Genomic DNA, 21,154 nt, shown 5'->3' with positions numbered 1-21,154 from the left:
CGAAGATTGCAGGCGCGAAAAAGCCCGGAAGTCGCGCGGCGCAACTTCCGGGCTTCTTACCAATATTCGGTCAGTTTTTGATCGATTTAAGGGCGCGCGGCTGCTTGATAAGTTTCGGTGAAGGTGCCGGGGCACGTTCTTCGATCGTGCGCGCACGTCCAGGCACCGTGTAGGTTTCCTCGCGCACGTTCTCTCGCACAACAACGCGCTGCTGTTGTTCGTAGCGGATCGGAACATAGACGATCTGCTGCGGCGGGGCGTAGCTGTATCCGTAAGCGGGTGCATAGCCGTAATAGCCCTGCGGTGCGTAGCCACCATATGTCGGGTAGGCCGGTGCCGGAACGGTCCGTCGCGCAATTCGTGGTGCTTGCTGGCCATATTGCGAAAGGTAGCCGTCAAGCGCAGCTTCGCAATCGTAGGCCTCGCCCTTCTTGCCGCTTCCGATCAGGTTACCGAGAAGCACGCCGCCGAGGCCGCCAGTGCCGGCACCTACTACAGTGCCAAGCAGGCGATCGCCATCGCCAGCGACGCGGTTGCCAATGATGCCGCCGGTAATCGCTCCGAGCAAACCGCCGATAATCCCGCCTTTTTCCCGTTCGCTGCGTCCACTCGTACGCGCTTCGCATTCTGCGATCCATTCCTCGCGCTCTACCACGGTCGCCACCGGCGCATAGGAAGGGGTGGAAGGGGTATGGTAATTCGTGCCGTCATCACTTTCATGGGCGCGTTGAGGACGATCGATGCGCCGGGTTCGTACTATCGTCTCCACGCCATCAGGACCGACCAACGTTTCGGTAGTCTCCGTCTCGACTGGGACAGGAGCGCTTTGCATGTCTGCCGGAAGTGCCTTCACCTCATCCACGCTCATGGGGGCTGTACTGGCATCCTGCGCATGGGCAACACCGGTGAGTGCAAGGCTAGCGCAAGCCAGGCCCGTGGCGGCAGTTATGCGAAAAGCGATCTTACTGGCGTGCATGTTTTCCCCCGAGAGCGAGACGTCCGGGCACGAGTCGCACCCAGATGATAGTTGCAGTTAGCAAATTGTTTATCACCGGAACGATGGCCCTCCCAAGCCGGTAGCGCGGCCTGTCTCGTTTCGGGGCGATCAGATGCGGTCGCCAAGTAACGCTGCGAGCCTTTCCATACCTCGGGCGTCCTCATCTGCGAACCGGGCCGGTTCCGGGCTATCGAGGTCGATAACGGCGATAACCGATCCCCCGCGCATCACCGGCACCACTAGTTCCGAACGACTCGCGGCATCGCAGGCGATATGGCCGGGAAATGCGTGCACGTCCTCGACCAATTGCGTGATTCCCGAGGCGGCTGCCGATCCGCATACGCCCCGGCCGATCGGAATGCGAATGCAGGCAGGACGCCCTACGAATGGACCGAGGACGAGTTCGTCCGAGCCACCCGAGTTTTTACCTATACGGTAAAAACCCGCCCAATTGAGGTCCGGAACGAACTCCCAGATGAGCGCGGCTACATTCGCCATGTTCGCAATCGCATCCGGTTCGCCGGAAGTCAGTGCATCGGCGGCTTCGTAAAGCTGGCGATATCGTTCGGCCGGTTCGAGCGCTGGATCTGGCTTGAAATCGTACATTGCTTTCCTCTTTGCGAGCCCACTTGGGGTCGTTCGCCTGTTGCCGCAAGCGTGAAGCGGCACTAATCGACCTCACATGGCTATTCTTCGCAAGCTCGCAATCGCTCTCATCGTTTTCGTCGTGGTGCTCGGCATCGGTCTGTACTTCCTGACACGGGGCAATACGGCTGAATTGAGCGTCGAGGAGGTCGCCGGGACAGACCCGACACTCGAAGAGCCCGAACCGGAGAACTTCCCGACGATTGAAATTGCCGAGCCGGTCGGCTGGAATGAGGGCGAGCTTCCCGAAGCGGCAGAAGGTCTGACCGTCAATCGCTTTGCAGAAGGTCTCGAGCATCCACGCGTGCTTTATGCGCTCCCCAATGGCGATATCCTGGTCACGCTCACCCGCTCACCCAAGACCGAGGGTAAGAGCGACGGGGGCGGTATCATGGATACCATCCGCGGCTGGATTGCGGATTATCTGTTCGAGCGGGCAGGTTCCGCCGGTCAATCACCCAACCAGATTGTGCTCTTGCGCGACGTCGATGGCGACGGGACTGCCGAGGTGCGGCAGGTTATCCGCGAAGAGGGGCTCGATTCCCCTTCCGGGATGAGCTGGAACGATGGCACGCTCTACGTTGCCAATCACGACGAAGTTATCGCGTTCGATTACGAACTCGGCAGCGATAGGGTGGAAGGTGAGCCGCGCAAACTCATGGACCTGCCGGGCGGTGGCGGTCACTGGATGCGCAACATGGAGATCCACCCCGACGGAAACCGGCTCTACATCGCGGTCGGTTCGGTCAGCAATATCGGCGAAAGCGGAATGGCAGTCGAAGAAGGCCGCGCGATGATCTGGGAATACGATCTTGAGGCCGGACGCCAACGCCAATTCGCTGCGGGACTTCGCAACCCGAACGGTCTCGATTTCAGCCCGTGGTCGGGCGAGCTTTGGACCACGGTGAACGAGCGCGACATGCTCGGCTCGGACCTCGTCCCCGATTACCTCACCAACGTGCCCGTCGGCGCGCAGTACGGCTGGCCGTGGATTTACTACAAGAACAATATCGATCGACGGGTTGAGGCACCGATGCCGGCCTATCTCACCGAATATACGCGCAATCCCGTTTATGCCCTTGGTCCGCACGTCGCCGCGCTCGGTCTCGTCTTCACACAGGAAGGTCACCGGATGGGCGACGAGTATTCCAGCGGTGCCTTCATCGCGCGCCATGGCTCATGGAACCGCAAGCCGCCCGCTGGGTACGATGTGGTCTATGTCGAGTTTGACGAGCGCGGCAATCCGGTTGGAAAGCCGGTTCCTCTGCTTTCGGGCTTCCTCAACGAAGATGGCACGACCAAAGGCCGTCCGACCTGGGTCGAATGGGCGAGCGATGGTGCGCTGCTGGTTTCCGACGACACCGCCGGGATCATCTGGCGCGTGGTGTCTCCCGATGCCGAGCCGGGAGCGGCCATCACGCGCGTGACGGGTAGGGCTCTTCCGCCGCAGCGCGAGCTGCGCGACCCGCAGGCCGTGTTCGAGGAAGATTACCTGCGCACGCAGGCAGGGCAGCGACTCGACTAAAGGCTCTTGCCCGCTGCTCCTGCGAGCTCGACGACATATTGCCACGCTACGCGGCCCGAGCGCTGGCCTCGGCCAAGCGCCCAGGCGAGCGCTTCGTCCGGATCAAAGGCAAGGCCGTGCGGATCGGCATAGGCATGCACGATCTCGAGATATTCGTCCCTGCTGCAAGGGTGAAATCCGACCGCGAGCCCGAACCGATCGGCCAGCGCAAGCGCGTCATCGACTGCATCGCGAATGTTGAGCGCGCTCTCGCCGCTGTCCGGGTCCTGCTCCTTCGCCTTGCGCGCGAGGATGGCGCGGCGATTGGAGGTGACGGCGAGGCGGCAATTGGCGGCGCGGGCCTCGACACCGCCTTCGAGCCAGCCGCGGAGTTGGCGCGGGCGAACCGTGTCGTCCTCGGCGAACCCCAAATCATCGATGAAGATCACGAATTGCCGATCGACTTCACTGAGCGTGGCGAAGAGGCGTGGCAGACTTTCCAGTGCAGCCGGAGCAACTTGCACGAGCGCTAGCGCCTCCTGCGCGTTCTTTTGCACCTCGCGGACAACAGCGCGGAGCAGCGCCGACTTGCCCATACCCCGCGCGCCCCACAGCAACATGTCGTGCGCCGCGTGACCAGATGCGAGCCGGGCGATATTCGTGTGGATGAGCTCTTTCTGGCGATCGATCGCGCGCAACTGGCCGAGTGCCGGTGCCTCGATAGCGGGCACTTCACGAGCGTATTTACCGTTCCAGACATAGGCAGGGTGGCCGAACCAATCGACGGCGGCCCCGGGATCGGGCGAAAGCCGTTCGAGCGCCTCGGCGATCCGCTCCAATGGGTCCCGAGGCTCGCTCACTTGCGTCCCATCCTCAGACAGCGAGCTTTTCGGCGGGCAGAGTGTAGAGCAAATCCGCTCCCGCAGTCGCTCCTGCCTTGAGGCCAAGCGCCTCGGGTACGATCCGGTCGAGGAAGAAGCGAACCGTCACAGGTTTGCTTTCGGCAAGCGCTGGTGCGGCACCGTTCGCAACGGCTTGACCCTGTTTCATCAGCTGCCATCCGGCGACCGCAACTGCGGCCATTGTGCAGAACGGGACGCTGCCTGCTAGCCGATCGTCGAGGCTCGCCTCGTCGCGCATCCAGCGGGCGATATGCGCGCAGGTCGTCGCCAGTTCGGCAAGATTGCGTTCTTCCGATGCGTCGCGAGCGATCTCTTCGAACAGGCCGATCATAGCCTCTCCGCCATCGAGCCCGAGCTTGCGCGTTACGAGGTCTGCGGCCTGAATGCCGTTCGTGCCCTCGTATATCGGCGCAATTTTGGAGTCGCGCCAGTGCTGGGCTGCGCCGGTTTCCTCTATGAAGCCCATCCCGCCATGGACCTGGATCCCGATTCCGGCCACTTCGACCCCGATATCGGTGCCCCATGCCTTGAGCATCGGCACGAGGATTTCCGCGCGGTTCTTGGCACTCGCATCGCCCACCGTGCCGCGATCGACCTGGCCGGCACAGTAATAGAGCAAGGCGCGCACGGCCTCGGTGAGCGCCTTCATGCGCAGGATCATGCGGCGCACGTCGGGGTGTTCGATGATGGCGACCGGAGTCTTGTCAGGCGAGCCGGCGCGCGCCGACTGAACGCGGTCCAGTGCATAGGCAATCGCCTGCTGAGTGGCGCGTTCCGCGATCTGGTTGCCCTGGTTGCCGACATTGATGCGCGCATTGTTCATCATCGTGAACATTGCCATCAAACCGCGATTGGGCTCGCCAACGAGCTCGCCGATGCACTCGCCATTGTCGCCATAGCTCATCACGCAGGTGGGCGAGGCGTTGATTCCCAGCTTGTGTTCGAGGCTGACGCAGCGAAGATCGTTACGATTGCCGAGCGAGCCGTCCTCGTTGACGTGATATTTGGGCACGACGAAGAGCGAGATGCCGCGCGATCCTTCCGGTGCATCGGGCAAACGCGCGAGGACGAGGTGGATGATATTTTCCGCCAGCTCGTGTTCGCCCCAAGTGATATAGATCTTCTGTCCGGTAATCCTGTACTTGCCAGCGTGCTCGCCTTCCGCGATCGGAACGGCGGTCGAACGAAGTGCGCCGACATCGCTGCCCGCTTGCGGCTCGGTAAGGTTCATCGTTCCCGACCATTTCCCGCTGACGAGATCGGGCAGGTATTTTGCCTGCTGATCTTTTGATCCGTGGTGTTCGAGCGCCTCGATCGCGCCGACGCTGAGCATCGGCAGCAGGTTGAACGCCATGTTCGCCGCACCAAGGTTTTCGAGCACGTTGCATGCGAGGGTGAAGGGCAGGCCTTGCCCACCAAACTCCTCGGGCGAAGCAATCGCGTTCCAGCCCTGTTCGACATAGGCATCGTAGGCTTCCTTGAAGCCTTCGGGCAGGCGCACGATGCCGTTTTCGAGCTTCGCACCTTCGAGATCGCCGATCCGGTTCAGCGGCGCGAACTCGCCCGCAGCGAATTGCCCGACGCCCTCCACGATCGCTTCGACGAGGTCGGCCTCGGCATGCGCGAATTTCACGGTCTTTGCGAGATCTTCGATCCCGGCATTGACGCGGATGGCGAGCAGCTGGTCCTGGGTCGGCGGCGTATAGGGTGTCACGGGCGGGTCTCGTCCTGTTGCAAGGGGTCGCGAAAAGTCGCGGAAATGCGCCTTTTGCTTGGCAGTTTCCGCGGGAGAATATAGCGACCATGCGATGAGCGACAAGGACGTTACGGAAGTGCTGCAAGCGGACGCCGAAGGCATCGCGCGAGCCGCGCGAATCCTCGCTGCAGGCGGTCTTGTCGCGGTGCCGACCGAAACCGTTTACGGTCTTGCCGCAAGGGCTGATAGTGCCGAGGCGGTCGCGAAAATCTACGCAGCGAAAGGCCGCCCCGATTTCAACCCGCTTATCGTACATGTGCGGGATCTCGCGCAGGCAGAGAAGATCGGCGAATTCGACGCGCGCGCCCGCGATCTTGTCGAACGATTCTGGCCCGGGCCGCTGACGCTGGTGCTGCCCTTGCGCGAAGATGCAAAGGTCGCAGGTGCAGTAACGGCGGGGCTTCCAACGATCGCGCTAAGGCAGCCTGCGCACAAGGTGATGCGCGCGGTGCTGGAGGAGACGGGCTCCCCGCTCGCTGCACCCTCCGCCAATCGCAGTGAGGAGATCAGCCCGACCCGGCCCGAGCACGTGATCGCTTCGCTGGGCAAGGCATGCCCGGTTGTACTCGATGGAGGAGCTAGCCAGAAAGGCTTGGAGTCCACCATCGTCGCGCTGCGCCCCGATGCAGCCTGGTCGCTTCTCCGCCCCGGACCTGTCAGTCACGAAACGCTTGAGCGAATACTCGGCGCCGAGACAGGGGCCGATAATGCCTCGATCGAAGCCCCCGGGCAGCTTGCACGGCATTATTCGCCCGGAAAGCCTTTGAGGTTGAGTGCAGCAGAAGTTGCGCCAGACGAGTTTTTTATCGGCTTCGGCGGCCAACAGGGTGACTGCAATCTGTCAGCCGGCGGCGATCTCAACGAAGCGGCTGCGCAGCTCTACGAATGTCTCCACCAGGCGGCTGCATCGGACAAGCCCCGTATCGCAGTCGCTCCTATTCCTTACGGCGAGGTCGGTCGGGCGATCAACGACCGGCTGCGGCGGGCCGCGACGCGCCAGAATTAATTCGCGTCTTCCGGCTCCGCTGGAACGGTCGGGAGCACTTCCTGAATTTCGGCATAGGTTAGGCGCGCGTCGTTGCATTTGGGGCGATCGCCCTCGCGGCAACGCCGCAGTTCTTTGGCATAGCGCCGCTCGAGCTTGCCAAGCCTCTCCTCGCGCTTGCGGATTTCGCGCCCCCGCTTCTCGTCTGCCTCGGACTGGCTGGTCGTTGCCAGGTCGACCGCCTTGCTGCCCACACGAACGGGGGCAGTCACGACGTCTGCCACCGTCCCCACAACGCAACCGGAAAGCGAAAGGCCCGCCAGTGCGGGCGCGAATACGGAAAGAGCGCGCATGGCCCGTACCTTGCGCGCTCCTTCACTTATTGCAAGCCGGGGTTCGCCCGAGCGAGCGGAATCAGCTTTCGTCCGTGAGGGCCGGTTCGCGCTCGTCCTTCGCATCGTCTGCATCATCGGCGGGCGAACATGTGAGCTTGCCCGATCCGAACGAGTTGACGGTGCACTTGGCGCTTCCAGTCACCTGTACGTCGCCTGCGCCGGCGAGGTTCGCTTCGACCTCTCCGTCGGAGCGCAGCATCACGTTGCCCGATCCACCGATCGAGACCTCGGCCTTGTCGGTTGTGAGCCCCGAAAGGTCCACGTTGCCCGAACCGCCGATGTTCACTTCGACGCGAGAGGCCGAACCAGCGCCCGTGACGTTGCCGGAACCGCCAATGCTTATCTCGAGCTTTTCCGCCTCGAATTGCGCGACCGAAACCGAACCCGATCCACCGATGGCGATTTCCGGATTGCTCGCCATGGTCGCGGATTCGACCGAGCCGGACCCTGCGATCACAATGCTCGTCAGTGCGGGCATGGTGACGCGCACGGTTGCCTTGCCATCCTCGATCTTGAGATTGGGATCGCGAGTCACGCCGAGGGTTTCTTCATCGAGCACGAAGCGCAGCGCATTTTCGGGATCATCCTCGACCGTGATGTCGAGCGTGTCGCCCTCGCTGACGATCACCGTCGCATTGGCGGCCACTACCAGTTCGGTCGGCGCGGCGCCGGACATATCGAGCTCGTCGAGCGGGACACCCTCCTTGCCGTTGATCGTCAGGTCCATGTCGCCGCAGCCCGACAGCGCGGCACCCATCGCGAGTGCGGCGAAAGGGGCCAGCCCTTTCAGCAATTTGTGAAACATCGAATTCCTCCACCTGTTACGGCTCAGTCCCGTAAGTGTGTTGGTGATATAATACACCAAGAGGGCGCGCGCAAGGCGGTGCAGAATCAAAAAGGGCCGCCCCGGCGGGGGCAGCCCTTCGTGACGATCCGGGTGGGACGACTTACTTCTCGTCGTCGTCGTTATCGTAATATTGCGGAGCGTGTTCGCGCAGCACCTCGAGGATTTTCTCGAGAGCGGTCGCTTCGTCCGTCTCTTCCATAGCCGCAAGTTCGCGGGCGAGGCGCGACGAGGCCGCTTCGAAGATCTGGCGTTCCGAGTAGCTCTGCTCAGGCTGGTCCTCGGGGCGGAACAGGTCGCGCGTCACTTCGGCGATGAGGACGATCTCACCCGAATTGATCTTCGCTTCGTATTCCTGGGCGCGGCGCGACCACATGGTGCGCTTCACCTTGGGCTTGCCCTTCAGCGTTTCCATCGCTTCTTTGAGGGTCTTGTCCGAGGACAGCTTGCGCATGCCGATCGATTCGACCTTGTTGACGGGAACGCGCAGCGTCATGCGCTCTTTTTCAAAACGCAGCACGTAGAGTTCGAGCTGCATGCCAGCGATCTCTTCGTTCTGCAGTTCGATCACACGGCCAACGCCGTGCTTGGGGTAAACAACGTAGTCTCCGACAGTAAAGGCGGGCGCATTGCTTGCCATGCGTATTCCTTTCTCATTGCCTCCCAGCGGCGACCCAAGCGGACAACTATTCCTGCGACGTGACCACTCAGGGAGAGGGGGAAACGCCGGGATGAAGTCGTCCGAAGCTGTGTGTGCTGGTAGATGGCCTTCCTGGTTTTACTTGCCAGCGTCGGGACCAGCCGACGCGGTTGGACAATTATATAACATAATCGCAACAATATTGCGAGTCTGATCGATCCGTGCGCATTATGCCTCCACTTGCCGCGGTTCTGGGGACAATTGGCGATGCTCGATTTGATTATGATTCCGCTACTTATTCAGCTTTCGCCTGCCCCCGATGAGTTTTTCGAGCAGACCTATTCCGAAGAAACGAGTGCGGCGATCGCGGAGCGTGAGGAAGGCGATGCCGACGGACTGACTCGCACGCTGGAACGGCTGGGCGAGGCGGGCGACGCCAGCGCCTACGAAGCGCTGGGCGAGCTTCACTTCAATGGCTTGCTGGGAATCGAGGCGGATCCGGTGCGGGGTTGCGATTACTTCGCAAAGGTCGGCGTTGCGCGTGCGGATGCACTGCACAACCTCGCCACCTGTTATTACAGCGGCACCGGGCGCGAACAGGACCTTACGAAAGCCCGCGAGCTGTATGTGAAGGCGGCAGAGCGCGGCTGGCGCATGTCGTTCTGCGCCTATGGCAACATGCTTGTGCGTGGAGAAGGCGGACCCGTGGACGCGAAGGAGGGCATTCGCCTGTGCCGAATGACTGCTGCCAGCGGCGACGCCGACGCGCAGACTGATTACGGCACCTACTTGCTGACGGGCGAGGGGATCGATCGCGACCCGGTCGCGGCCCGTTTCATACTCGAACAGGCCGGCGCGCAGGGCCAGCGCAACGCTGCCTTCCTTCTCGGCCAGATCCACACCAGGGGCGACGGTACGCCGGTGGATCACAGACTCGCAGGGGAATGGTTCGAAAAGGCCTATGAGTGGGGCCGACCCGACGCGGCATTCGATACCGCGCGCAGCTATGTGCGCCGCGGATACAGCGAACGCGAAGGCGAGGGAATCTTCGTAGACCCCGATCTCCTCAGAACAGCACGGTCATGGTTGCTGAAGGCGCTCAAGGCAGAGCAGCCGGGTTCGGAGCGGTACGAAAGGGTCGAGAAACTCATCCCGTCGATCGAAAGGCTGATCGTATCGGCTGAGCCGACCGGGACGGATTAATCGCCTTCGCCCGGCTTTGGACTGAAATACTTCTCGAACTTGCCTTTTTCGCCTTTGTGATCGTCGGCGTCGGGCAGGGGGTCCTTCTGGCTCGTGATATTGGGCCATTCGGCGGAGAACTTGGTATTGAGCTCCAGCCATTTTTCGAGCCCGTCTTCGGTATCGGGCAGGATTGCCTCGGCCGGGCATTCGGGTTCGCAAACGCCGCAATCGATGCACTCGCTGGGATTGATGACGAGCATGTTCTCGCCTTCGTAGAAGCAGTCGACCGGACACACTTCGACGCAGTCGGTGTATTTGCATTTGATGCAGTCATCGGTGACGACGTAGGTCATGTACGGCAGGCTTTCGGATTACAAGCGTTGAGAGCGGCTGGTGCTATGGCGATTTGCGCGCGCCGGTCAAGGCCCACATTTGAGAGAGGGTTGTCTGGTCATGCGGGTTCCTAGAAACGCGTCAGCTCACGGTAGAATGTCTTCGCGCGCGCGGGCGAGGTGCGGTGTTGAGGCAGTCCGAGCACTTCTACGATCTTGACCTCGCCCCCATGGACGAGGGTGAGTACGTCACCGACGCCGACGGTTTCGCTCACCCTCTCGACATGGCGGCGATTGATGCGAAGGGCATTGCCTTCGACGATCCCACGCGCAAGCGAGCGGGTGCGGGCGAAACGCAGGTAAACGAGCAGACGGTCGATCCGGATACTATCCGGAGCGCCGATCCGCTCATCGTCGCTCATCCGCCGAGCAGGTCTGCCAGCCCGTCAAAAGCTCCACCGGCCCGTGCCGGGCCCGTGTCTCCCTGGGGCCTGCGCTGGCGCGGTCCGCCCTTGTTCTTCGGTTTGCCTTTGCCTCTCAGTGCCTTGCCCCGATGGGCATCGGGTTTCCGGCCGTGGCCCTGCGGACTTCCCGGACGGCGCGGACGCCAGGTCCAGCTATCGGGTGCCGGCGGACCTTTCGCGCCCTCTTCAAGCGCACGACCACGCTGGACCTTGAACCCGGCGGATCCGAGCAGCCGGCGGGCATTGTCTTCCTCAAGCCCGATCGACACGGGCAGAGCGAGGTCGAGGCGGAAGCGCGGGTGCCTTTCCTGCGAAGTCTTGTCGGTGGCTTTCGCGCGTGCTTCGAAGGCGGCGCGGAGGATCTTTTCAGCAAGGTCAACGCGGATCAGTTGCGAGCCGGCGGGACGGTAACCCGCCGGGATTGCCTTGGCCTCGCCGATGACGGGTAACATCGCTTCGTTGAGCGGCCTCCGGTCTAGTCCCAGAGCGTGAAGCAGCTGCCTCGGTGCAGGCTTCAGAAGCTCGCGCGCGAAGATGTCGAGCGCACCGAATGTCACGCCCAGTTTGCGCAGGAACGGGCGCATATCCTTCGGCAAATGCTGGAGGCCTGCCTTTTCGCGGGTGACCACGCCGCGCGCATCGATAAGCGTGATGAGCAGCGCGCGCGCCTCGGACCCCGCCTCGGGATCGCGCGCGGCCTCGGCCAGCTTGCGCAAGGGTGCGAGCGGCTCAAGCTTCGCTGCCAGCCATCCGGTCAGGCCCGCTTCGAGCTTGCCGCGTGCCGGTTCGCCTAGCAGCGAAATGTCGCGTGACAGGACGAGGCGGGGGTTTGCGAAGTCGTCGGGCATCTCGATCTCGGCGAGCGTGCGACCCTGCCAGCGGATCGCGCCCTTCTCGATTGCCAGCTCGTCCATCCCCTCGGCAAGCAGCCATTCAGCGCGTTTGGCGAGAATGCCGGGAAGCGCCTTCTCGCCTGCCGCGAGCAGCATCTTGCGATCGGCGGCGGTCGCGTTCGGATCGACCACGAAGCGAAACCCGTCGAGATGGCCGATCGGCTCGTCCTCGACTGTCAGCCTGTCATCGGGCTCGAGTGTCACGGGAAGTGCGCTGGCATCCTGTCCAAGCGATTTCATCAGAATAGTCGTCCTTCGATTGACGAAGCGCTCGGTCAGCCGCGCGTGAAGCGCATCGGAGAGCTTCGCTTCGACCGCGCGCGCGCGCGCGGCCATCTCGTCGCGCGCCAGCACCCAGTCGGGTCGCTGGCAGATATAGGCCCAGGATCGGATCGCGGCTATCCTTCCCTGTAGCGTATCGATGTCGCCGCCGGTTCGGTCGAGTTCGGCGATCCGCGCGGCGACGAAATCGGCGCCGAGATAGCCTTTGCCCAGATCCTGCCACAACCGCGCGACGAAGCGCGCATGTGGATCGACGCCGATCTGGCGGAAATCGGGGAGCGAGCACGCCTCCCAGAAGCGCCGAACCAGCCCCGGGCCGCGCACGGTTGATGCGATCGGGTCTTCCGCAAGCCGCTTGAGCACCGCCAGATCGATTGCCTCCGGCGCGCGCCGGCGCATGTCGTCCCGGGGCGCGCGTTCGAGGTCTTCGATCAGCACATTCAGGTTGTCAAAGCGCGGTTCGGCGTCACGCCAGTACAGGTGCGTGAGCGGCGAGAACTTGTGCTCCTCGATCGCATAGATCTCTTCGTCGGTAAATTCGAGCGGTGCTCCGGTGCGGCTTCCACCGCCGGTGAGCGTGCCGAACGAACCGTCGCGTTGGTGCCTCCCGGCGCGCCCGGCGATCTGTGCCATCTCCGAAGGCGTAAGCCGCCGTTTGCGCCGCCCGTCGAACTTGGTGAGCGCAGCGAATGCGACGTGGTCGAGATCGAGATTGAGGCCCATTCCAATCGCATCGGTGGCGACGATGTAATCAACCTCACCGTTCTGGAACAATTCGACCTGTTTGTTACGCGTTTCTGGTGAAAGAGCGCCCATTACGACCGCCGCCCCGCCCCGAAAACGCCTCAATGCCTCTGCCATGGCATAGACCTGCTCGACCGAAAAGGCGACGACGGCGCTGCGCGGTGGAAGTCGCGAAAGCTTTGCTGTGCCTGAGTGGGTAAGCGTGGAAAAACGCGGTCGCTCGACCAATTCAGCGCCCGGTATCAATGCCTTGACCACCGGTTCGAGAGTTGCCGAGCCGAGGATCATCGTCTCCTCCCGCCCTCGTGCGTTCAACAGCCTGTCAGTGAAGATGTGCCCGCGCTCCGGGTCTGCCCCGATTTGCGCTTCGTCGACCGCGACGAATGCGTGTCCACCGCCCAGGCGGTCCATCGCCTCTGCGGTGCAGCAGAAATAGCGTGCGTTCTTCGGTTCGATCCGCTGTTCGCCGGTGATCAACGCCACCGCATCGTCGCCCTTGATTGCGCGCACCCTGTCGTAAACCTCGCGCGCGAGCAGCCGCAACGGAAAGCCCATCATCCCGCTCGAATGCGCGCACATCCGTTCGATTGCGAGATGCGTCTTGCCGGTATTGGTAGGCCCAAGCACCGCCTTGACGGTTGAATTGGCGCGAGAAGAGGTCACGAGCGTGCTTGTGTCAGGCTTGGGCGGGCGGAGCAATGGCGCGCGCGGCCCCATCTGTCGGATACGAAAAACCATTTATCGCGCAAGGGACTCGTCTGGTCGTTGATTAATCCAGTATTTACTTTGTTCCGCCATGGATTTCCGCCATTGATAGCATGCCGATGGCCCTGAGAGGCCTAAGCGGGGAACCTCGGGTTTGGATCACGCACGCGACATTCTGGACGGACGAACGGTCGAGGACGACGTCTCGCCGTCAGATAGCGTGTCCGAAGCTCCGAAGGATGCGGTGCCCAAGCCTCGCGTGATCACCCGCACCCGCAGCTTTGGCGAGCGCTACGATGAATGGAAGCTCGCTGCCGGAGACTGGCTATCCGGTCTCGACCTCGCTCCCGATCTCGCCGAGAATATCGGCAGCCGCCGCTGGTTCCGCGGGCTCGGCACGATGATCGGGCTTGGCGCGCTGGCGTTTGCGTTCTGGCCCGAAATGTCCCCGCTCGAAGCGCGCTCGGCGATGCCGCAGGGCGAGGAGATTCGCGACGAATTCCGCAGCCAGATGATCATGCCGCTTGCGCTGGGCGCGGATAGCGGGAGGCGCATGGGGCCCACCGAGCGGGTGATTCCGCTGGCAAGCGCACCCGAGCGCCCGCAGATCGAATTGCTCGCCACGCTCGCTCCGGGTGACAGTTTTGCCAGCATGCTTCGCCGTGCAGGTGTGTCGGCGGGCGATATCGGCCAGGTGAGCGCGCTGATCGGCTCGGCCATGCCGCTTTCCGAGATCGAACCGGGCACGCAGATGGACATCGTTCTGGGGCGGCGGGCCGCACCGGGCGCTCCACGCCCGCTCACCGCGCTCAAATTCCGTGCCCGTTTCGACCTTGAACTCGAAGTCGGTCGGCAGGGAGTGAACGAGGAAACGGGGCAGGGAGGCTCGCTCGCGCTCCAGCGCAACGTTATCCGTGTCGATGACACACCACTGCGTGTGCGCGGAAAGGTCGGGGGGAGTCTCTATCGCTCAATGCGTGCGGCCGGCGTACCCGCGAGCGCGGTGCAGGATTACATCAAGACGCTCGACAACCAGATCGACATGGATCGCGAGGTTCGTTCGAGCGACGAATGGGATATCATCGTTGCATACAGGCGCGCCGCGACCGGAGAACGGCAGGCAGGCCAGTTAATGTATGCCGGGATCGATCGCGGCGGCGTGCCCAGAACCCAGTTGATGCGCTGGGGCAAGGACGGGACTTTTTACGAGGCATCGGGCGTCGGCGAGCAGCGCAACGGCCTCGTCGCGCCGGTTCCGGGATCGATATCCTCGCGCTTCGGGATGCGCCGCCACCCGATTCTCGGTTATCGCCGGATGCATGCGGGGCTCGATTTCCGGGCGCGGCGGGGTACACCGATCGTTGCGGTGACAGATGGCAGGGTGACCGGCGCCGGGCGGATGGGCGGCTGCGGGATCGCGGTTCGCGTCAATCATGGGAACGGCCTTTCGACCCGCTACTGCCATATGAGCCGCAAGGCGGTTAACCGCGGTCAAGAGGTCCGTCGCGGCCAGGTCATCGGCTATGTCGGCTCGACCGGCCTGTCGACGGGGCCGCATCTCCACTACGAGATGTACCGCAATGGCCGCGCCATCAATCCGGCTTCTGTAAAGTTCGTAACCCGCGCCCAGCTTTCGGGTACGGAGCTTATCGACTTCAAGATCCAGCTCAACAAGCTCAAACAGGTCGAACCCGGTGCCGCGCTCGAAGATCTCGAGACGCTGCCGAGTGAAACCGAGGAGCCGCTGCGCGAAATCGAGAAGATCGAGCTTTCGCGGCGGGGACAGCAGGTCCGCACCGGCCCCTGACACTTGCGATTGCAGCGCCGCGCCAAATGCGGCACATCCCGGCGAATGACGGGACATTATCCAAACACGCGGATGCGCCGCACACGGGCAATCGGCTGGAGCAGGGCGCTCCACCGCGAAAACCAGCTCGCGCCTACCGATCTGATCTGGCCGCTTTTCGTGACCGATGGGGAGGGCGTCGAGGAACCGGTCGCAACACTTCCAGGCGTCTCACGCTGGTCGGTCGATGGGATTGCGAAACGTGCGAAGGAAGCCGTCGACCTAGGCATTCCGGTGGTCGCGCTGTTCCCCAACACGCCCGCCGAAAAGCGCAGCGATGACGGGGCAGAGGCGCTCAATCCCGACAACCTGATGTGCCGTGCGATCAAGGCAATCAAGGATGCGTGCGGCGAAGATATCGGTGTGCTGACCGATGTCGCGCTCGATCCCTATACCAGCCACGGGCAGGACGGGCTGCTCGACCCCAATGGCTATGTCACCAATGACGAAACCGTCGCGGTGCTGGTCGACCAGGCGCTGAACCAGGCCGAGGCGGGCGCGGACATCATCGCTCCTTCGGACATGATGGACGGCCGCATCCACGCGATCCGCATGGCGCTCGAAATGGGCGGACACCACAATATCCAGATCATGAGCTATGCCGCCAAATATGCGAGCGCGTTCTATGGTCCGTTCCGCGATGCGGTGGGCTCAGGCGGTCTGCTCAAAGGCGACAAGACAACCTACCAGATGGACCCCGCCAATTCCGACGAGGCCCTGCGCGAGGTCGAGCTCGACATTGCCGAGGGCGCGGACAGCGTGATGGTGAAGCCGGGTCTTGCCTATCTCGACATCATCTACCGGGTGAAACAGCGTTTCGGCGTGCCGGTGTTTGCCTACCAGGTGAGCGGCGAATACGCGATGATCGAGGCGGCCGAAGCTGCCGGGATCGGGGATCGGGACGCGCTGCTGATGGAAAAACTCATCGCTTTCAAGCGTGCCGGATGCACCGGTGTGCTGACCTACCATGCGCCGGTCGCGGCGCGCATCCTCAATGGCTGAGGCCGCGTCCGATTTTCGTCACGAAACAGACCGGCTGATCCTGCGCGACTGGCGCGAAAAGGATTGGGCACCGTTCTGGGAGGGCACCAACACGCCTGCCGTCATGCGCTGGCTCGGCGGTGTGGCGGATGAAGCGACCAGGTTGAGCGCGCAGGCACGGCTGATGCATTACCGGCGCGATTTCGGCCACACTTTCTGGGTGATCGAACGAAAGGAAGACGGCGCGATCCTCGGCTTTTGCGGCTTGAAGCGTTGCACCGACGAAAACGGGCCGTTCGGTATGATGGAGGCGGGCTGGCGGCTGCGCGAGGACGCGTGGGGCAAGGGCTATGCAAAGGAAGCAGCCATCGCGACCCTCGATGTCGGGTTCGATCACTTCGGCGCGGATGAGATCATCGCCCTCACGGTCGAAAAGAACACGGGCAGCTGGGGATTGATGCGCCGTCTCGGCATGGAGCGCCGGCCCGATCTCGACTTCCCTGAAACCATGTGGTCGCAGGATTACGGCGATGTCATCGTGCATTCGATCACCCGGGAGAACTGGGAAAGCCGCGATGGGTGATCTCGTGCTGGAAACCGATCGGTTGGTGCTGCGCAAGATCGACGAGGGCGATGCGCTGTTGCAAGACCGCCTGCTCAATACGCCGGCCGTCATGGCGCATCTCGGCGGAGTAAAGGAACTGCACGAGATCGAAGCCAAGCATGCCAAAGCCATGGCGAGCTTTGCGCGCGAAGGGTTTGGTTTCATGATGGTGATCGAGAAGGAAACCGGCGAGCTCGTCGGCCATTGCGGGATGAAACGGGTCGACAATCCGCTGGCCCCGAATGTCGGCGATCACGAGATTGGCTGGCTGGTGCGCGAGGACCGCTGGCGGCGGGGCTACGCGCACGAGGCTATGCGCGCGGTGATCGACTGGGCTTTCCGATCCATCGGGGCGCCGCATGCCGTGGCGCTCACTTGCGAAAGCAATGTCGGCAGCTGGAAGCTGATGGAAAAGCTCGGCATGAAACGGCGACCCGACCTCGACTTTCACGATCCCGCCATGCCCGACAGGGACAATCCGACGATCCAGTATTCGCTTACGAAACAGCAATGGGAGCATATGCAATGCACCGACCCGGCGTGAATATCATCCCGATCCACGGCAAGACGCCGAGGATCCACGAGACCGCCTTCGTCGCGCCCGGCTGCACGATCATCGGCGATGTCGAGATCGGGGCGGAAAGCTCGATCTGGTACAATTGCGTGCTGCGCGCCGACGTTTCCTCGATCCGGATCGGAGAGCGGACCAATGTGCAGGACGGCAGCGTGCTCCATTGCGACCCGCCGCGTCCGGGCGATCCCGAAGGCTCGCCGCTCGTCATCGGGGACGATGTCCTGATCGGCCACATGGCAATGGTTCACGGCTGCACGATCAAGGATCGCGGCTTTGTCGGCCTGGGCGCGATCGCGATGAACAAGGCGGTGATCGGTCATGACGCGATGCTGGCGGCCGGTGCGATGCTGACCGAAGGCAAGGTGATGGAGGACCGCATGCTGTGGGCGGGCCGCCCGGCAAAGCCGATGAAGGAGCTTTCCGACGCGGCGATCGCGGGCATGCGCATGGGCGTTGCGCATTATGCCGAGAACGCCAAGCACCATGCGATTGCCCTGTTCGAGTGCGGGCTGGAATAGTAGGACTTGCTTGACAAAGTTGACACGGTGTCAAGCGATATTCCTGTCGGTTAACTTCGTATAATCAGAGTCTTGCGCCGAAAAAGCGAAGTTGACAATTCTCCAACACGAAACGCGTTTGGAATGCGATTTTCAAAGAGCCGCGCCGATAATGACGCGCGTCGCTGATGTAGGAAAGTGCATGCTCCAAGAGGCAAGAATTTGATTTCGGTGGGGAAAACGCGTCGCGCGACTCGCAAATAAAGGGGAATCACGGAATCATGTCATCGACAATGAAAGAGGGCCGAGTCGTTACCTCGGCCCCCCGTTTCATTCCGCAAGGATTTTAGCAATCGTCGGCGGACATGAGCTTTTGAAAGCGGGGATTACGTTATCCTCTCTGCTCGATAGGTCAAGGCGATTGCGTTGAACAGAAAGGCAATCTTCAATGTCTATCGTACTGGTCACATATGACCTTAAACAGCCGGGGCGAGATTATGCTCCAGTGCACAGATATCTCCGAGCATACACCCACTGCAAGGGGCTAGAGTCCGTTTGGCTTTTGGATACGCAACGCAGCACAAGCGATATCCGCGACGATCTCAAGCAACTTGTCGACTCTAATGACGTGGTCTTTGTCGCGAAAATCCAACGCGATTGGGCCGCATCCAACTATTCCTGTGGCAGTTGGCTCAACGAGAAAGGTCGCAATTTCTAATTCTCATGTGACGGGTGCTGTTCAGTTAATCCCTGATCAGCGCCCGCAGGCTCTCGATCCGGTCGGCCTCGTGCACCGGCTTGTCCCAGCGGATGCGGTGGATGCGCGGGAAGCGCATGGCGAGGCCGGACTTGTGCCGCTTCGAAGTGTGCACGCTGTCGAAGGCGACCTCGAAGACCAGCGTTCGCTCGACTTCGCGCACCGGGCCGAAGCGGTCCGTCGTCGTCTGCCGCACCAGCCGGTCGAGTTTCTTGAGCTCGGCATCGGTGAAGCCCGAATAGGCCTTGCCCACCGGAAGCAGTTCGGCGCCTTCGTCCGGGTCGCCATCCCAGCAGCCGAAGGTGTAATCCGAATAGAAGCTCGAACGCTTGCCGCTTCCGCGCTGTGCATAAATCAGCACCGCGTCGATCAGCAGCGGATCGCGCTTCCATTTATACCACAGGCCGACCTTGCGACCCGCGACATAGGGGCTGTCGCGGCGCTTGAGCATCAGCCCTTCGATCGCGTCCTCGCGCGCGTTTTCGCGGATTTCGGCGAGATGATCGAAATCGCGCGCCTCGACGATGGCCGAGAGATCGAAATGGCTCGCGGGAAGCCGTTTCATCAGCGCCTCGAGCATATCGCGCCGGTGTGTCCAGGGCCGCTCGCGCAGGTCTTCGCCCTCGATCAGCAGCGCGTCATAGAGCCGCACGAAGGCGGGAAACTCCTTGAGCATCTTCTTGCTCACCGTCTTGCGCCCGAGCCGCTGCTGGAGCGCGTTGAAGCTGGCCGCGCCGCCTTCTTCACCGCCCTGCGCTGAACCGCGGACCAGCAATTCGCCGTCGAGAACCGCGTCCACCGGCAAAATGTCGAGCAGTTCGGGAAAGGTCGCGGAGATATCGTCTCCGGACCGGGAATAGAGGCGCGTTTCCCCGCCCACGCGCACGATCTGCACCCGGATGCCGTCCCATTTCCACTCGGCCGCGTATTCGGCGAGGTCGACCCTGGTATCTTCAAGCGGGTGAGCGAGCATGAAGGGGCGGAAGCGCGGCATGTTCGATACATCGGGCGGAGGCGCTCCCTTGGCTGCCCAGTCGAACAGCTCGCCATAGGGCGGCTTCAGCGCGTGCCAGTATTCCTCGACCTCTTCGACCGGCACATCGAAGGCTTGCGCGAAGGCGGTCTTGGCGAGGCGGGCCGAAATTCCGATCCGCATCCCGCCGGTTGCCATCTTGATGAGCGCGAAGCGGCCATTGGCATCGAGCCGGTCGAGCAGCCTGGGCAATTCCTTCGGAGCGGTGGAGCGGGTGAGCGACGCGAGCTGCTCGACTGCCTGAGCAACGCTGGGGACATCGCCAGCGCGGGTTGCCGGTTCGGGCCAGAGCAGGCTCGCCGTTTCCGCCGTATCGCCCACGAAATCGCGGCTGAGCGTCCAGAGCACCGGATCGACCCGCTCCTTCATCAGATTGCGGATTGTCGAGCTCTTCACCGCCGGGAAGTCCAGCTCTCCGGTAAGCGCGGCGAGCGCCCAGCCGCGATCGGGATCGGGCGTTCCCTTTAGATATTCGGCAATCAGGACAAGCTTGCGATTGCGGCTGGTCGTATAGACGAGCGTGTCGAGAAGCTTGGCAAATTCCTCCATTACTCGTCCTCGTCCTCGCGGCCCACCAGTGCGAGCGCGCGGGCGCGGCGCTGGCCGAGCTCGCACCAGCGCAAGAGCGCCTCCTCGCGGCCATGGGTGACCCAGACCTCCTGCGGGTCGACCTCGTCGATCGTGCGGGTCAGCTCGTTCCAGTCGGCGTGGTCCGAGATGACGAGCGGGAGCTGGACGTTCCTTTGCCGCGCCCTCTGGCGCACCCGCATCCAGCCGCTCGCCATGGCGGTGACGGGATCGGGCAGGCGGCGGCTCCAGCGGTCGTTGAGCGCGCTTGGCGGGGCAACGACGATCTGGCCGCGCATGTCGTCCTTTTCGTGCTGAGAGACGAGCCGCAGTTCACCGAGGTCGACGCCGTGCTCCTCGTAAAGGCGGCACATCTTCTCCATCGCGCCATGGAGATAGATCGGATCGGTGTGGCCGGCGGCGCGAAGCTCGGCGATCACCCGCTGCGCCTTGCCGAGCGCATAGGCGCCGACGAGCACGCTGCCATCGGGATTGTCCGCGCGCGCCTTCAGCAGCTTCGCCATCTCGTCCTCGATCGGCGGATGGGTGAAGACGGGCAGGCCGAAGGTCGCCTCGGTAATGAAGATGTCGCAGGGCGTCACTTCGAATGGCGCGCAGGTGGGGTCTGGGCGGCGTTTGTAATCGCCGGTGATGACGACGCGTTCGCCTGCATGTTCGAGCAGGATCTGCGCAGAGCCAAGAACGTGGCCTGCGGGCACGAAAGTCGCATCGACCCCGCCTGCAAGCCGGATCGTCTCGCCATATTCAACCGGGGTAGCCCTGGTCGGAATCTCGCCACTCTCGTCTTCGGCCCCGGTGCGGTAGCGCAGCTTCATGATTGCGAGTGTTTCGGGCGTGGCGATGGTCTCTCCATGGCCGCCGCGCGCGTGGTCCGCGTGTCCGTGGGTGACGAGCGCCCTGTCGACCGCTCGGCCGGGATCGACCCACACGTCCGCAGGGACGATATGCACGCCCCACGGTTCGGGGCGAATCCAGGAAAAGGGCGCGCTCATATGCCTACC

Annotated in this window: 20 protein-coding genes; 8 read left to right on the top strand and 12 right to left on the bottom strand. The window is 62.6% G+C overall.

Features of this window, described 5'->3' with window-relative positions; translation table 11 throughout:
- Nucleotides 1-70: 70 nt before the first annotated feature.
- Together FIU90_RS02255 and FIU90_RS02250 are read right to left on the bottom strand one after the other, a co-directional pair.
- The gene (locus tag FIU90_RS02255; protein ID WP_152433297.1) at nucleotides 71-976 is read right to left on the bottom strand and encodes a hypothetical protein; all 906 of its coding nucleotides are present in this window, start codon (nucleotides 974-976) and stop codon (nucleotides 71-73) included.
- Nucleotides 977-1,105: 129 nt separating this feature from the next.
- A complete protein-coding gene (locus FIU90_RS02250; RefSeq protein ID WP_152433296.1) occupies nucleotides 1,106-1,603 on the bottom strand; it encodes a GAF domain-containing protein in 498 nt (165 codons plus the stop codon).
- Nucleotides 1,604-1,679: 76 nt separating this feature from the next.
- Between FIU90_RS02250 and FIU90_RS02245 the strand changes: the two genes are divergently transcribed.
- Nucleotides 1,680-3,167 (top strand): sorbosone dehydrogenase family protein, encoded by a 1,488-nt coding sequence (locus FIU90_RS02245; protein ID WP_152433295.1) that lies wholly within the window; start codon nucleotides 1,680-1,682, stop codon nucleotides 3,165-3,167.
- On the opposite strand, the gene FIU90_RS02240 is transcribed toward FIU90_RS02245, so the two are convergent.
- A complete protein-coding gene (locus FIU90_RS02240) occupies nucleotides 3,164-4,006 on the bottom strand; it encodes a DUF815 domain-containing protein (protein ID WP_152433294.1) in 843 nt (280 codons plus the stop codon). The genes FIU90_RS02245 and FIU90_RS02240 overlap by 4 nt on opposite strands.
- Nucleotides 4,007-4,019: 13 nt before the next feature.
- Nucleotides 4,020-5,762: an acyl-CoA dehydrogenase gene (locus FIU90_RS02235; protein ID WP_234029594.1), complete on the bottom strand. Its 1,743-nt coding sequence runs from the start codon at nucleotides 5,760-5,762 to the stop codon at nucleotides 4,020-4,022.
- 94 nt (nucleotides 5,763-5,856) lie between these two features.
- On the opposite strand from FIU90_RS02235, the gene FIU90_RS02230 reads away from it, so the two are divergent.
- Entirely contained in the window at nucleotides 5,857-6,810 is a 954-nt protein-coding gene (locus FIU90_RS02230) for an L-threonylcarbamoyladenylate synthase (protein ID WP_152433292.1), read from the top strand.
- On the opposite strand, the gene FIU90_RS02225 is transcribed toward FIU90_RS02230, so the two are convergent.
- From FIU90_RS02225 to FIU90_RS02215, 3 genes are all read right to left on the bottom strand, one after another.
- Complete coding sequence (locus tag FIU90_RS02225) at nucleotides 6,807-7,142, bottom strand: hypothetical protein (RefSeq protein WP_152433291.1); 336 nt, start codon at nucleotides 7,140-7,142, stop codon at nucleotides 6,807-6,809. The two genes, FIU90_RS02230 and FIU90_RS02225, sit on opposite strands and share 4 nt — an antisense overlap.
- A 61-nt stretch (nucleotides 7,143-7,203) precedes the next feature.
- On the bottom strand, nucleotides 7,204-7,989 hold the full coding sequence (locus FIU90_RS02220; RefSeq protein ID WP_152433290.1) for a head GIN domain-containing protein: 786 nt from the start codon (nucleotides 7,987-7,989) through the stop codon (nucleotides 7,204-7,206).
- Between the two features lie 142 nt (nucleotides 7,990-8,131).
- Complete coding sequence (locus FIU90_RS02215; protein WP_152433289.1) at nucleotides 8,132-8,668, bottom strand: CarD family transcriptional regulator; 537 nt, start codon at nucleotides 8,666-8,668, stop codon at nucleotides 8,132-8,134.
- A gap of 267 nt (nucleotides 8,669-8,935) precedes the next feature.
- Between FIU90_RS02215 and FIU90_RS02210 the strand changes: the two genes are divergently transcribed.
- Nucleotides 8,936-9,871 (top strand): tetratricopeptide repeat protein, encoded by a 936-nt coding sequence (locus tag FIU90_RS02210; RefSeq protein WP_152433288.1) that lies wholly within the window; start codon nucleotides 8,936-8,938, stop codon nucleotides 9,869-9,871.
- Here the strand turns inward: FIU90_RS02210 and fdxA are convergent.
- The 3 genes from fdxA to FIU90_RS02195 all read right to left on the bottom strand — a co-directional run bounded on the left by fdxA (nucleotide 9,868) and on the right by FIU90_RS02195 (nucleotide 13,147).
- The gene (gene fdxA / locus FIU90_RS02205) at nucleotides 9,868-10,206 is read right to left on the bottom strand and encodes a ferredoxin FdxA (protein WP_152433287.1); all 339 of its coding nucleotides are present in this window, start codon (nucleotides 10,204-10,206) and stop codon (nucleotides 9,868-9,870) included. The genes FIU90_RS02210 and fdxA overlap by 4 nt on opposite strands.
- A 110-nt stretch (nucleotides 10,207-10,316) precedes the next feature.
- Nucleotides 10,317-10,607 carry a S4 domain-containing protein gene (locus FIU90_RS02200; protein ID WP_234029593.1) on the bottom strand — a complete coding sequence of 97 codons (291 nt, stop codon included), beginning with the start codon at nucleotides 10,605-10,607 and terminating at the stop codon, nucleotides 10,317-10,319.
- Nucleotides 10,604-13,147, bottom strand: a complete 2,544-nt coding sequence (locus FIU90_RS02195; RefSeq protein WP_234029714.1) for a helicase-related protein — start codon at nucleotides 13,145-13,147, stop codon at nucleotides 10,604-10,606. Before FIU90_RS02195 ends, FIU90_RS02200 begins: the two co-directional genes overlap by 4 nt.
- A 280-nt stretch (nucleotides 13,148-13,427) precedes the next feature.
- Here FIU90_RS02195 and FIU90_RS02190 point away from each other — a divergent pair, with 280 nt between their 5' ends.
- Genes FIU90_RS02190 through FIU90_RS02170 form a run of 5 tightly spaced genes read left to right on the top strand, consistent with a single transcriptional unit; the run spans nucleotide 13,428 to nucleotide 17,796 of the window.
- A complete protein-coding gene (locus FIU90_RS02190; protein ID WP_234029592.1) occupies nucleotides 13,428-15,080 on the top strand; it encodes a M23 family metallopeptidase in 1,653 nt (550 codons plus the stop codon).
- A gap of 45 nt (nucleotides 15,081-15,125) precedes the next feature.
- Nucleotides 15,126-16,121: a porphobilinogen synthase gene (gene hemB, locus FIU90_RS02185; protein ID WP_152433286.1), complete on the top strand. Its 996-nt coding sequence runs from the start codon at nucleotides 15,126-15,128 to the stop codon at nucleotides 16,119-16,121.
- A complete protein-coding gene (locus FIU90_RS02180) occupies nucleotides 16,114-16,683 on the top strand; it encodes a GNAT family N-acetyltransferase (RefSeq protein ID WP_152433285.1) in 570 nt (189 codons plus the stop codon). The genes hemB and FIU90_RS02180 overlap by 8 nt, the downstream gene beginning before the upstream one ends.
- Nucleotides 16,676-17,248 carry a GNAT family N-acetyltransferase gene (locus tag FIU90_RS02175; RefSeq protein ID WP_152433284.1) on the top strand — a complete coding sequence of 191 codons (573 nt, stop codon included), beginning with the start codon at nucleotides 16,676-16,678 and terminating at the stop codon, nucleotides 17,246-17,248. The genes FIU90_RS02180 and FIU90_RS02175 overlap by 8 nt, the downstream gene beginning before the upstream one ends.
- Nucleotides 17,230-17,796 (top strand): gamma carbonic anhydrase family protein, encoded by a 567-nt coding sequence (locus tag FIU90_RS02170; RefSeq protein WP_152435652.1) that lies wholly within the window; start codon nucleotides 17,230-17,232, stop codon nucleotides 17,794-17,796. The genes FIU90_RS02175 and FIU90_RS02170 overlap by 19 nt, the downstream gene beginning before the upstream one ends.
- Nucleotides 17,797-18,518: 722 nt before the next feature.
- On the opposite strand, the gene FIU90_RS02160 is transcribed toward FIU90_RS02170, so the two are convergent.
- Complete coding sequence (locus FIU90_RS02160) at nucleotides 18,519-20,114, bottom strand: cisplatin damage response ATP-dependent DNA ligase (protein ID WP_152433282.1); 1,596 nt, start codon at nucleotides 20,112-20,114, stop codon at nucleotides 18,519-18,521.
- Nucleotides 20,114-21,145, bottom strand: a complete 1,032-nt coding sequence (locus tag FIU90_RS02155) for a ligase-associated DNA damage response exonuclease (RefSeq protein ID WP_152433281.1) — start codon at nucleotides 21,143-21,145, stop codon at nucleotides 20,114-20,116. Before FIU90_RS02155 ends, FIU90_RS02160 begins: the two co-directional genes overlap by 1 nt.
- Nucleotides 21,146-21,154 lie beyond the last annotated feature (9 nt).

Source organism: Erythrobacter sp. THAF29 (genome assembly GCF_009363635.1).
Lineage (GTDB): Bacteria > Pseudomonadota > Alphaproteobacteria > Sphingomonadales > Sphingomonadaceae > Erythrobacter.
The sequence above is the reverse complement of the archived record's forward strand: the minus strand, read 5'-3'. Positions and strand labels throughout refer to the sequence as shown.